The 12525-nt window shown below is 62.9% G+C and carries 14 protein-coding genes; 4 read left to right on the plus strand and 10 right to left on the minus strand.

Annotated elements, in window-relative coordinates:
• The first annotated feature begins 14 nt into the window (after positions 1-14).
• From AC1L34_RS10265 to AC1L34_RS10275, 3 genes are all read left to right on the plus strand, one after another.
• Positions 15-575: an SAF domain-containing protein gene (locus AC1L34_RS10265; RefSeq protein WP_424321873.1), complete on the plus strand. Its 561-nt coding sequence runs from the start codon at positions 15-17 to the stop codon at positions 573-575.
• Positions 576-671: 96 nt separating this feature from the next.
• Positions 672-1556: a large conductance mechanosensitive channel protein MscL gene (locus tag AC1L34_RS10270; protein ID WP_424323359.1), complete on the plus strand. Its 885-nt coding sequence runs from the start codon at positions 672-674 to the stop codon at positions 1554-1556.
• A gap of 220 nt (positions 1557-1776) precedes the next feature.
• Positions 1777-2454 (plus strand): biliverdin-producing heme oxygenase, encoded by a 678-nt coding sequence (locus AC1L34_RS10275; protein ID WP_424293079.1) that lies wholly within the window; start codon positions 1777-1779, stop codon positions 2452-2454.
• A 65-nt stretch (positions 2455-2519) separates the two neighbouring features.
• On the opposite strand, the gene AC1L34_RS10280 is transcribed toward AC1L34_RS10275, so the two are convergent.
• The 9 genes from AC1L34_RS10280 to AC1L34_RS10320 form a co-directional block, all read right to left on the minus strand.
• Positions 2520-3164 carry an MspA family porin gene (locus AC1L34_RS10280; RefSeq protein WP_424293078.1) on the minus strand — a complete coding sequence of 215 codons (645 nt, stop codon included), beginning with the start codon at positions 3162-3164 and terminating at the stop codon, positions 2520-2522.
• Positions 3165-3196: 32 nt separating this feature from the next.
• Positions 3197-3829, minus strand: coding sequence for an MspA family porin (locus AC1L34_RS10285; protein ID WP_424293077.1), 633 nt, complete (start codon positions 3827-3829; stop codon positions 3197-3199).
• Between the two features lie 175 nt (positions 3830-4004).
• On the minus strand, positions 4005-4208 hold the full coding sequence (locus AC1L34_RS10290; protein WP_424293076.1) for a hypothetical protein: 204 nt from the start codon (positions 4206-4208) through the stop codon (positions 4005-4007).
• Complete coding sequence (locus AC1L34_RS10295; RefSeq protein ID WP_424293075.1) at positions 4198-4719, minus strand: MogA/MoaB family molybdenum cofactor biosynthesis protein; 522 nt, start codon at positions 4717-4719, stop codon at positions 4198-4200. Before AC1L34_RS10295 ends, AC1L34_RS10290 begins: the two co-directional genes overlap by 11 nt.
• Before the next feature lie 88 nt (positions 4720-4807).
• Positions 4808-6244 carry a S1C family serine protease gene (locus tag AC1L34_RS10300; protein WP_424293074.1) on the minus strand — a complete coding sequence of 479 codons (1437 nt, stop codon included), beginning with the start codon at positions 6242-6244 and terminating at the stop codon, positions 4808-4810.
• A gap of 94 nt (positions 6245-6338) precedes the next feature.
• Complete coding sequence (locus AC1L34_RS10305; RefSeq protein WP_424293073.1) at positions 6339-7757, minus strand: HAMP domain-containing sensor histidine kinase; 1419 nt, start codon at positions 7755-7757, stop codon at positions 6339-6341.
• A 3-nt stretch (positions 7758-7760) separates the two neighbouring features.
• Positions 7761-8444, minus strand: coding sequence for a response regulator transcription factor (locus tag AC1L34_RS10310; protein WP_424293072.1), 684 nt, complete (start codon positions 8442-8444; stop codon positions 7761-7763).
• Between the two features lie 252 nt (positions 8445-8696).
• Entirely contained in the window at positions 8697-10268 is a 1572-nt protein-coding gene (locus AC1L34_RS10315) for a 4Fe-4S binding protein (protein ID WP_480034741.1), read from the minus strand.
• Between the two features lie 9 nt (positions 10269-10277).
• Positions 10278-11225 (minus strand): AurF N-oxygenase family protein, encoded by a 948-nt coding sequence (locus tag AC1L34_RS10320; RefSeq protein WP_424323347.1) that lies wholly within the window; start codon positions 11223-11225, stop codon positions 10278-10280.
• A 153-nt stretch (positions 11226-11378) separates the two neighbouring features.
• On the opposite strand from AC1L34_RS10320, the gene AC1L34_RS10325 reads away from it, so the two are divergent.
• Positions 11379-12149, plus strand: a complete 771-nt coding sequence (locus AC1L34_RS10325; protein ID WP_424294540.1) for an SDR family oxidoreductase — start codon at positions 11379-11381, stop codon at positions 12147-12149.
• A gap of 14 nt (positions 12150-12163) precedes the next feature.
• Here AC1L34_RS10325 and AC1L34_RS10330 read toward each other — a convergent pair whose 3' ends face one another.
• Positions 12164-12508 (minus strand): cytoplasmic protein, encoded by a 345-nt coding sequence (locus tag AC1L34_RS10330; RefSeq protein ID WP_424294539.1) that lies wholly within the window; start codon positions 12506-12508, stop codon positions 12164-12166.
• Between the last annotated feature and the right edge of the window lie 17 nt (positions 12509-12525).

A 12525-nucleotide genomic window follows, 5' to 3' on the forward strand; every position in this document is an offset into this window, starting at 1 on the left:
TCCGATCAGTTCGTGTGCGGCGTCTCATTGCGGTCGCCTTGGTGATCGCCGCAATTGCGTCGGCGGTGGTGTCACAACACAATCCGACGTCCGTTCCGCTTGTGGTTGCTGCTGTTGATTTGCGGCCGGGGTCGGTAATCACCCACGACGACATCACCACAAAGTCAGTCGTCGTCGATACCGTCCCGCCCGGAGCGTTTTCAGCGGTGGATCAGGCTGTCGGACAACGCGTTACCGGAGCTATCCGAAGCGGCGAAATCCTCACCGCTTCACGCCTACTGACCTCACATCTTCCGGCGGCACTGACTGGTAACCCCGATGCGCGACTGGTCCCGGTGCGCCCAGCCGATGAGTCAGTCCTCCAATTGGTTCGACAGGGCGATCTTGTTGATGTGGTGGATGCCGAATCGACAGTTTTGGCACGGGCCGCGGTGGTCGCCGTCGCCCCTTTGCCGGAGCCTGGCAGATCGCCAACTTCGGTGTCCGCGCCAATCCTGTTGGCAATGGACCGGCAATCAGCACAAAATGTTGCGGCGACCGGTTTGGGGACCGCGCTAGCACTCGTCCTGCACTAATCGAACCCGCCCGCAGTGTTAACCCACGCAGATGCTCGATTAGTGGTTTAGACTCACCAACTAGCAATAGGCACAACCAAATCGGAGGGGACTCGAGTGCTTAAAGGCTTTAAAGAATTCTTACTGCGGGGCAATGTAGTCGAACTGGCCACCGCCGTGATCATCGGCGCGGCATTCACGGCCATCGTCACCGCCTTCACCGACAAAATCATCAACCCCCTTATCGCGACCATTCCCAGTGGTGACTGTGGCGGGGCACCGGCAGCGGCGGATGCACCGCCGCAGGCCGCGCAGATCTGTGGTTTCGGATTCGAAGCAAAGTCGGGCGACGCCTCGACTTTCCTCGATTTCGGCGCCGTGATCTCGGCCTTTATTAACTTCGTCATCGTTGCTGCGGTTGTGTACTTCCTGATTATCGTGCCGTACAACAAGCTTCAGGAATTGCGCGGAATCGGCGAGGATGCGGATGAGGATCCGGATCGCGAGGTCGTTCTCCTGACCCAAATCCGCAATGCTCTTGCTCCCGAAGCCAAGGCCCGCGAAGATGCGGAAGCTGCCGAGAAGGAAGCTGAAGAGAAGTCCGCTAAGGAAGCGGCCGAGCGTGCCGCTCAGCCACAGGTTCAGCAGTTTGTCGATGATCCGGGAGCCCCGGGCTACGGCGACCGCACCCACACCATGACGATTCCGCCGCAGGCGCAGCAGCAAGCACCCCACCAGTCTTCACCGCAGCAGCCTTCGCCACAGCAGCAAGCACCGCAGCAGGGCGGCCAGCACTACGGTCAGCAGCAGCCCTACCAGGGCTTCACTCCCCCGCAGGGGCCGCCGACCGGCGGGTTCCCAACGCCGCAGCCGGCACCGGGCGAGTACCCACCTCCCGGCAACTTGCCTCCGGGCCAGTACGCCCCCGGGCAGTACCCGCCTCCCGGCCAGAATCCGCCTCCCGGCCAGGGTTCAGGTGACGCCCCACGTCATTCACGGTAGGGAGACGGCGCCACCACTTCCCTTCGCCGCACCAAACAGCCAGGCCGCCGCCGATCACCACGATCGGCGGCGGTCTGGTCTTGTTATGGAGGCTCTAGCGAGGTGAAACCTTGACGAAGCACCAATCTGGGCAATTGAGCGCACCCAGGTAGCACCCCGACGGCCCTGTTTGTTATTTTAGGCTTGCCTAAACTTATGCTTTTCCGAAAGGGATCCCTCCATGGCAACCACTACGCCGACCGATGTCGCGTCGAACGCACAGCTATCGGTGCAGATGAAGCAGGGGTCCCAGCTTGAGCACGAGCAGGCCGAGAACTCGAAGTTCGTCGAAGACCTGCTCGGTGGCCGCATCGATGCGGCTGGATACCTAGAGTATTTGCAGCGCCTGCGCATCGTGTATGCCGCACTTGAGGAAGCATCCCGCGAACTCGCCGACGACCCGCAAGTACGGCAAATTCATGACATTGCGCTGGAACGCGTCGGAACCATCGACGCCGACTTGGCCCACTGGGCCGAGCGTGCTGGCGTCGACCTGACGCCGGTGTCGTCGGAGGCCGCAGAGGCCTATGCCGCTCGGATTGCGGACGCGAAGTCGTGGGGTGGGCTACTGGTGGCTCACCACTACACCCGCTACCTCGGCGACCTCTCCGGCGGTCAGGCCATCGGTGCCATCCTCGATCGCACGTTTGAGCTTGGCGGCCAGGGCGTGGCGCTCTACAAGTTTGACCTCATCGAGAAGAACAAGCCGTACAAGGATGAGTACCGCCGCAAGCTCGACACCATCGGCGATGGACTCACCCCTGACGAGCGTGCTCGCATCGTCGACGAGGTGAAGGCTGCGTTCGTGCTGAACCACGACCTGTTTGCGGAACTGAACCGAGTCCTCTCCGCGAAGTAGTCGGCAATACCAAACAAAAGACCCGCGACCATCCGGTCGCGGGTCTTTTGTTTGGCTAGCTAGCGTCAGCCGATGTTGAACGGCTTGCCGTACATGGTGACGTTGCCCAAGAAGGTCGGCGTTGCGACGCGGACAGTCACCCTGGCGCGTGCCTGGGCGTAGCCAGCACAGCCGTCGACGCTGAAGCGCTCGCCGCTGTAGACCACACCGCCGGTGGAACCCTTGAAGTTGAAGCTGTTGACGACGTCCTCGCCGACGACTGCCTTCACGACGGGGACATACGCTGCCTGGCCGGGGCCGAGGGACAGACCGCCGGTTGTCCCACCATTAGCAGTGCGCCCTGTGGTCGAGCCTTTCCACGTATAGCCGGGCCCACCCGATCCGCCGACGGTACCGCCATTGAAGTCGACCTGGCAGCCGACAATATATCCGGCGTTGATGCTTCCGCCCTTGACGTCGCCGGAGGTGGTGACGCGCACCTTGCCCGACACCATTACTTCCCGCGAGGTCGAGATGTTGCTGACCGCACGGCTAATCTTCGCCGATTCGTCATAGAGCTTCATCGTGATGCTGCCGTCGGGGAACGACTTGGTCTTAGATGCCCCGGGCAGGGGCCCTGCGCTCGCCGGGCCGACGGTGCTGGCACCGAGGACGACAGCCCCGGCGATTGCTGCGGTCGCGGTGAGTCCGCGGATTACACGCTTGTTCATAATTTAAGCCTCGCTGATTCTGTGAACTCGGATCAGCCGAGGCTGAAGGGGCGACCGTACAGGTTGGCCTGCACGTATCCGCTGTTGCCGGACAGGACCTTATCCTTGGCGTCGTAGCCTTCGGCCGCCGTCACCTGGACCAGCGACCGCGCGGAAGCCTGGCCGCCACAGCTCTCCACGTTGATGGCGAGGCTATCGATCATGATGGTGGCCTTGCCCTTGGTGATCTTCATCGCGTCAGACTTGGCAAAAACAACCTGTCCCGGTGCCAGCGGCAAGCTCAATCCGCCGCTGAGCGTAGCGCCAGTCAAGCTGATCGTGCCTCCGAGGCTGGTGCTGAGGCTGCCGAGATTTACCTGGCAACCAATTAGGTAGCCCACGGTCATGATGCCCGCACCCTTGCTCAGGGTTGCCTTGTACACACCGGACACGGCAGCGGCACGACCAGCGCCGTTCGCAGCCATCGACGGCATGATGCGGCTGCTTTCGTTACTGCGCGAGATGTTGACAACCTGACCGTCAATTCCGACGGCCTTGGTATGCCCATTCGGCAGACGGCCAGCGTTTGCATCGCCCGACCCAACTGCCACGACTCCGGTTACCGCGGTCAACGCAACTGCGGCAGCTGCTGCCGCCCGGCGCGTCCCGATTCCACTGATTTTCACACGCTCACCCTTCATGTGACCTGCACTACTGTCGCCCACAAATGTGCGACAAGATACGGCTTCTAAGCTGAAGCTCAGATTAGCGCAGGTGAGCTGAAGTCCGCTCATCCGAGGCCATGTTTGTCCGGATCTTGGTGAAAAGGATCACCTACCGATGAGTTCACTTGCGGACGGGTCAGCCGTGATGCGGAGGGGTGTTGTCCTCATACCAACTGCGGGGGCGTCCGGCATGCGGATTTTCGCCCGGATCGGTCACGATTTCCGGCAGGTCATCGCCAAAAACGGCGTCGAGGCGACGTTTACGACGCCAGGCCGCGTCGTCTTTGACGGCTTGCTCGTCGCTACTGGGCAGATCCGGAGTCGGGTTCTCAGAACTCACTGATCGCGGCAATCACGTGATGCGCCAACGGCATCAGGGTCGCCATGCCGTCGCGCACTGCGGCCCGCGAGTCGGCGAGGTTCACCACGACGGTCTGACCAGAAATGCCAGCCATGCCCCGTGACAGCCCGGCATCTGCAGATCCCGCGGACAGGCCGGAACTGCGAATCGCCTCTTCAATTCCGCGGAGACGACGGTCTAGGAGCGGCTCGGTGGCTTCGGGAACCACGTCGCGCGGGCCCACCCCGACTCCGCCGGTCGACACCACCAGGTCCACGCCACCGATCACGGCTGTATTGATGGCGTTGCGAATCTCCACTTCGTCGCCAGAGACGCCGGTGGTGGCATCGACGTGGAAGCCCGCTTCCTCTAGGAGTTCCACAACCAGCGGACCCAGCAGTTCCGGACCCTCACCGTCGCCGATGCGATCGTCGATCACCACCACGAGTGCACGCGGAGTCGCGATACCGCGTACGACTGCTTCGGCTTCGACGTCTGCGGAGTCAATCATTGATCCAACCTTCCCTCGAGTCACCGCCCGGGCGGTGCCCTCCGTGTTCCCGTGATGTCTGCGTGTTCGTGATGTCTGCGTGTTGTGACTAGCTTGCGCCCAGCTTTGCATCGACGGTCTTAGTTTGACCACCGATTACGTAGGTGATTTTCACGGTATCCCCCGGGGCGAACGAACGGATAGCCGCCACCAGCGCGTCTGAGGAGGGGATCTTGCGATCGTTAACTTGAGTGATCACTGCGTCCTTCGGGATCCCCGCCTGTTCCGCCGCACCGCCGCTCACCAGGCTGACCACCAGAGCGCCCGGATGCGTCAGGTCCGTGCTGGGACGGACGTTGGCACCGAGGGTTGCCTGCGAGGCTTTACCGTTGGCGCGGAGTTCGTTGGCGATGCGCATTGCTTGGTCGACGGGGATCGCGAAACCGAGGCCGATGCTGCCCGATTGCTCGGAGCTGCCGTTCACGGTGGCAATCGCACTGTTGATCCCGATGAGCGCACCATTGCCATTGACCAAAGCACCACCCGAGTTGCCCGGGTTGATGGCGGCATCGGTTTGAATCGCGTCCATTACCGACTCCACACCGTCGGTTCCCGATGTCGAGACCGGTCGATTCAGCGAACTAATGATGCCGGTGGTCACTGTTCCCTCCAGGCCGAGCGGCGAACCAATCGCGATCACCTCTTGCCCCACGCTGAGGTTGGCCGACGATCCGATCGTAGCGGGCTTGAGGCCCGTCTTCTCCGCTTGAATCACGGCAATATCCGACGTCGGATCCGTTCCGATGACCTTCGCGGGGGCACGACTGCCGTCGTTAAAGCTGACGAGAATCTTGTCGGCCGGGCGTCCACCGCCCGCGCTGATCACGTGGTTGTTCGTCAGAATCACGCCATCGTCACTGAGGATGACGCCAGAACCGGAACCGGACTGATTGCCGACTTGAACCATGATCGACACGACAGACGGAAGCACGGCTGCCGCGGTTGCCTGGACGGATCCCGGTGCTGCCGCTGGCTGCTTGGTGTCGGTGGGGCCGCTCGCGGCCACGTTGGTTGATGTCGAATTGTTCGACCCGTTGTCGGCGACACCCGCGCCGATGAGTCCACCGGCACCGCCAGCCAGCAGCGCGACGGCTGCTGCGCCGACGAGCATCTTTTTACCTGCGCTGCCCTTCTTCTCCTGCGGAGCCGAGGGTGCCAACGCGGGCTGGCCCTGCGGGTTCTGGAAGGGCTGCTGCGAGGTGCCGAAGGCCGAAGTTCCATACGGAGCGGCCGGGAACTGACCTGTTGACGGCGTGCCGTAGCTCGGCGCGTGCGGGGACGGCGGAAATTGCTGAGTGTTCCGCGGGTCCTGCCCCGACGATTGCGGGGTCTGCTGTCCCTGCGGATTCTGGGGCTGCTGGCCTTGGGGATTCTGGGGCTGCTGCTGCGGGTCGACCCCGTAGGCCGGGAACTGCCCCGACTGCGGATTCGAATTGCCGGGCACCTGCCGCCAATCGTTGTTGCCGGGGGTTTCGCCGTTCGTCATGGTAGTTAGCGTATTGCACCATTCTGTGAAGCGTCTCAGTCCCCAGTGCATAACTTCTGTCAGCTTCCTGCCAACTTCCTGTGAGCGGCTCTGATCAGCGTCGAACCACAATCGGATCCGGTTCGGTGTGGTGCGGAAGCCCGGGGAAGGTCATTCGGATGAGTGCACCACCCTCGTCGGAGACGTCCGCTTTCACCGAGCCACCGATGCGCGTAACGACCTGACGAACGATCGCTAAACCAAGTCCGGAGCCGGGCATTGAGCGTGTTGAGTCGGCGCGATAGAAGCGCTCAAACACCATCTCCCGGTCTTCCGGCGCAATACCGGGACCGGCGTCGGAAACTGACAGTTCGGCGGTCGTGGGGCCGGTCTGCACTAGAAGAATCTTTACGGCCCGGTTTGGCGGACTCCACTTGGCGGCGTTGTCGAGCACATTGAGCATCGCGCGGGACAGTCCGTGCTCTTCGCCGAACACAAACCACGGTGTGGTTTGGACGTCGAATTCAATGTCGGCTCGACGGCGCTTCACGCGTTCCAAAGCCGAGTCGATCACGTCCTCAAGCCCCACCTCCTGGTGGACGGCTTCGAGGGCGTCGTCACGCGCCAAATCGACCAGGTCGCCGACAAGGGTGGAGAGTTCCTCGATCTGCGCGACCACATCTGACCGCAACTCGACCATGTCGGCTACCGGCACGGGCGGGGCTCCGGGTGCCGATGAAGCGATCAGCAGTTCCAGGTTTGTCCGCAACGACGTCAGCGGCGTCTTCAGTTCATGCCCCGCATCGGCCACGAGTCGTGCCTGCTTGTCACGGGATTCTGCGAGCGCCCGCAGCATCGTATTGAAACTCTCGGTCAGCCGCGCCAATTCGTCGGTGCCGGTAACCGGGATCGGTGTCAGGTCTTGCGTGCGCGCCACCCGTTCGGCGGCGGCCGTCAGTCGGGTCACCGGACGCAAGCCGGTTCGCGCAACAACGGTGCCCGCGATTGCTGCGAAAGCCACGCCAGCACCGCCGACAATGAACAGCACCGACGCCAAGCGGTGAAGCACCGCATCGGTCCGGTCCAACGATTGCGCCAACACCAGCGTGCTGCCGTCGGAGAGTTTGCGTGCCAAGACGCGGTGATTAGCTGTGGTCCGCAAGCTTTGGTTCAACTTGCCCGGCGGGTTTGTCGACCGCGAGATTTCGAGTTCCGGCTCGCCGTACGGCACATCGCCGACCATGACGGCACGGCCGTTTTCTTCCACCAATGCCACCGTGATCGACGTCGAGAACACAGTGCCCGCAACCAGTGCTTCCGGCCCATTGCTGAGACGCCCGAGTTTTGCCAGTGCCGTCAAGCCGTCGGCTCGCGCGATGAGCTGGGTGTCGACGTCGTTGTACATGGATCGCGACACCACCATGTATGCGGCGCCAGCCATCAGCATGGCCGACAGCAGCACGACCGCCGCGGCGAGCAAGGCGACACGACGGCGAAGGGAGACGGCCCGCGTGAGCCGGAATGGTCCCCGCACGGGTTACGGGGTGCCTTCGCGGAGCACGTAGCCCACGCCACGCACCGTATGAATGAGGCGCGCCTCGCCGTCGGCTTCAGTCTTGCGACGTAGGTAACCGATGTACACCTCAAGGGCGTTGCCGGACGTCGGGAAGTCGTAGCCCCACACGTCTTCGAGGATGCGGCTGCGCGTCAAAACCCGCTTCGGATTGCTCATCAGCAGTTCCAGTAGCGCAAATTCGGTGCGAGTCAGGCTGATTTGGCGTTCCCCGCGGGTGACTTCGCGCGTGACCGGGTCGAGCGTGAGGTCGGAGTATGAGACGGCTTCGGATTCTTCGTCTTCGCGGGTGGTTCGGCGCAGCAACGACCGCAGGCGTGCCAGCAGTTCTTCGAGTGCGAACGGCTTCGGCAGGTAGTCGTCGGCACCGGCGTCGAGCCCGCTGACTCGCTCGGACACCGAATCGCGGGCGGTGAGCACGAGGATTGGGAGGTCGTCGCCGGCGGACCGCAGTCGACGACAGACTTCGAGTCCGTCGAGCCTCGGCATCATCATGTCGAGAATCATCAGGTCGGGTCGGTCGGCTATTACTTTTTCGAGTGCTTCGAGTCCGTCGCCAGCTGTATCGACGGTATACCCGTTGAAGCTGAGCGATCGCCGAAGCGACTCACGGACCGCACGATCGTCGTCCACCACCAGGATGCGCATGGCTACAGTCTTATCGCGCGAACTGAGATTCGACTGAGCGAACACGCCGTTCCGCCCATTCCGGCAGCCTTTGGTGCCGTTTAGGGGCTCCGCCCCTTTCCCCTTTTGTGTCACGATTCGACCAGACCGTCACCGATCGCCCCGATCGGTGACGGTCTGGTCGGCACTCGATCAAACGATGCGACAGAAAAGGGGGAATTCGGTCGGGCGCTGCGCCCCAGAAGCCTCAACGGCCCCTGTAGTCGCAACACATCAACGACGACGGCGGCCCGCGGCGGCCAGCATGTCGCCGACTTCGGTGAACTTCACGCGCGGTCGGCCCTGTTGGGCACCGCGTTCACGTTCCATGCGATCGATGGCTGCGATGCCGCGGTACCCCAACGACCTCCGCTGTCTGCGGGCGAGCAGTTCGCCAAATGCTTCCGGTGCGGCGGTGGTGCGGGGTAGCCCTTCGACGACGTCGTTCATGAATGCTTCGACGGTCGCGATGGCGTGCACCTTGTTGGCACCGATGCCGCCGGTCGATCCGCGGGCCGCCCACCCGACCGCGTAGGCACCGGGAAGCGGGGTGCCACCGTCTCCGACGATACGACCGTCACGGACGGGGAACCGGCCGTTGGCTTCGTCGAATGGGAGCCCATCGATGGATGTGGAACGGTAGCCAATCGCCCGTACTAGCAGGTCACTGGCTATTTCGCGGGCCTGATCTCCGGCGCGGACTCGGACCGACCGTAGGTGATCGTCACCGCGTGCGGCTTCGGGCACCGTATGGAAGGCGAATACGATTCGACGGCGGTCCGGTGATGCGGGTCCGGACAGGTCCGGCAGGTCGTCGCCGTCGTAGACGACGATCTCCACACCGGGGATGGTCTCCAGGGCCCGGTATTCGGCCGAGGTGTAGGCGGCATCGGCTTGCCCACGTCGCCCGAGAACTACCACTTCGTGGACGTTCTGCTGGCGCAGTAGCGCCAATGCTCGGTCGGCGATGTCGGTGGCCGCCAATGCTTCCGGCGGTGACACCAATATTCGGGCGACGTCGAGTGCCACATTGCCGGTCCCGACGATGACCGCGCGGCCGCTCCCGCCGCCGACGAACCGTGGGCCCTGCGCTCCCGGAACCGCGTTGTACCAGGCCACCAGTTCGGTGGCCGAGGTACTGCCCGGCAAGTCCTCCCCCGCGATGCCGAGCCGCCGCGACGCCGATGCTCCGACCGCGTAGAAGACGGCATCGAAATGCTCGGCCAACTCGCCGGGGGTAATCTGCCCGGCATTCACCTCGGGCCCGATTTCGACGTTGGTCGCCATCGTGACGCGCGGATCCCGGTAGAGCAGGTCGAACGTTTTCATCACGTCTTTGGTGCTCGGATGATCGGGGGCGACACCCGCGCGGACCAGGCCACCGGGGGTGGGGAGTTTATCGAAGACGGTCACGGTCGCTTCGGTCCGGTTGAGGAGGGTCCGCAGCGCGTACCCGCCCGACGGTCCCGTACCGACGATTGCCACCCTCAGATCGGCGGGCAGCTTCGGAATCACCGGGTACACCACCTCCGACCATCCCGACGGCTGCGGGTTGTCGCGGTAGTAGCTGGCGTTGATGTCGATGAAGACCCGGTCGCGGTGGGCGAGCCGGTCCACCGGGAAGATCGCGTTTACCGGGCACGCGTCCGCACACGCACCACAGTCGATGCACGCTTCCGGATCGATGTGCAGGATGTCGGACGTCCCGAAGCCGGGCTCGTCGGGCGTCGGATGAATGCAGTTCACGGGGCAGACTGCGACGCACCCGGCGTCGCTGCAGCACGACGAGGTGATGACGAAAGTCACGGCGGATCCCTAGATCATGTGGGCTTTGCGGTAGTACCGCAAAGCCGGCTTGGTGAGCAGGTTGGCCTCGTCGAGGAACTCCATCAAGTGCACGCAGCTGCTGCGCAGCATGGAGTGGTAGTGGGTGTTGGCCCGACGTTCAGCGACCGCACGACGCGCGTCCAGGCCCGCATCGCGGTAGGCCTGCGGCTGCACCAGCGATTCGACGATCAAGTACGCCCCGGCAGCGATGCCCGTCGCACTCACCTGCCGACGCGTCCGCCCGACCGCCTTCATTTGGTCGCGGATCTGCTCGCGCGCAAACTTCATGTGCCGCGATTCCTCGAGCACGTGAATTTCGTTGACGGTCCGAATGAATGGCAGGACGCGGTCGTCGCGCATGCAGCCGCGCTGAAAAACATCCAGGATTTCTTCAGCGACAAGCATTCCGGCGTAAGCGGTTTCGCGATTCACCATGAGCGGGAACCCGCGACCCATCGTTACGATTCGCGGGTGCGGCTTGTACGACGCGCCGACCATTTTCTCCGTAGCCTTCGCAAACATCAGTGAGTGACGGCATTCGTCGGCCACTTCGACGAGGGAGAATTGAAATTCTGCGGAGTGGTACTGGCCCGCATATTGGTCGCGCAGGATCAATTGCTGCAGCACCATTTCGAACCAGATTCCGATGCTCATCACCGACGCGAATTCGTAGCGCGTGAGCGTTATCTGCTGTGCGGTCGTGAGTTCGTTCCAATAGTCGGTGCCGTAGAGCGATGACCATTCGGGACTGCACCCGTACTTGTCGGGTTCCATGGGCAATGTCCAGTCGATTTCGGTCATTGCATTGCGCGACAGTCGTGCCGCAGAGGCCAGCAGTCGGTCGGAGACTTGTTCGACTCCCCTATCTTGCTGGCTGACGTCCGCTAGGTGTGCCACCTGCGCATCCAGATTGTCGCGTTCGATTGCTGCAGTCATCACTGACCTCCCGGTCAACATCCCACTACCCGTTGTAACAATGATTGTTGTCACGGTAGCACTCTCTTGCCGCCCCGTATATGGCTCTGCGAGGCTTACCTGACATTCACGTCCGCAGCGCGGCTTTCCTCGGAAGCCAGAGTGGGAGAACACATGCCATCGATCTTCATTTCCGGCGGTGCCGCAGGTATCGGCCTGGCAACTGCAACGAAGTTTGCATCGCAAGGCTGGACCGTCGGCATCTACGACGTCAGCGAAGCAGCCCTCGCCAGCGCCAAGGCCGAGAATCCCGACTTCATCGTCGGTACACTCGACGTTCGCGAACCGCAACAGTGGGCCGACGCGCTCGCTGACTTCACCTCGCACACCGGCGGCGAACTCGACGTACTCGACAACAACGCAGGCATCCTCGTCGCTGGTCCATTGTCGGAGATTTCGGCCGATGCCATCCGCTCACAAATCGAGATCGACGCGCTCGGGATTACCTTCGGCGCCCAAGCCGCGTATCCGTATTTGAAGGCGACCCCGTCGTCGCACATGGTGAACATTGCTTCGGCGTCGGCCATCTACGGTCAGCCCGGCATCGCCACCTACAGTGCCGCCAAATTTTACGTCGCCGGCCTCACCGAAGCCCTCGAGTTGGAATGGGCCCCGGATGACATTCGTGTCGTCAGCATCTGGCCACTGTGGGCCAAAACCGCCCTCGCCGCGCCGGAAACCCGCTCCGCGCACGTCCTGGGCATTCGCCTGACCCCCGAAGACGTCGCCGAGAAGGTCTGGGAGTCCGTGCATCCGTCGGCGGCCGACCGCCTCCTGCGTCGCACCAGCTATTCAGTCGGCGTCCAAACTCAGGTGCTGGGTAATCTGTCGAAGTTTGTCCCGAACGTCGTCAGCCGGAACGTGAATAAATTCTTGGCGCAGTAGCGCGCGGTGGACCCTCAGCTCGCAGACGGTCCCAGCGGGGAATCACCGGTGCCCCCGGCAGCTGCGGGCTCCTTCAACTCCACGAAAATCACGTGGGTCTCAGTGTTTCCAACGTTGGTGCCGCGGTGGCTCTGTGCTGGCAACCACCGCGCCTCGCCAGCGTCAAGGCTGACCGGCATCTCCCGCCCACCCGAGGCGATAACCCGCTCAAACGACGACAGCGTCACCATCACACTGTCGGGGTGGTCGTGCGGGTGCGTGGCGTCGCCCGGGGTGTCACGGTACTCAAGAACGCGAACTCGCTCGTTTTCCCAGAGGACCCGGTAGTGGTCCGGATCCGTCACCGTCGGATCGTTCATGCATCTAACGGTAGTCC

The sequence above is a fragment of the Gordonia sp. 34D genome (genome assembly GCF_056682775.1).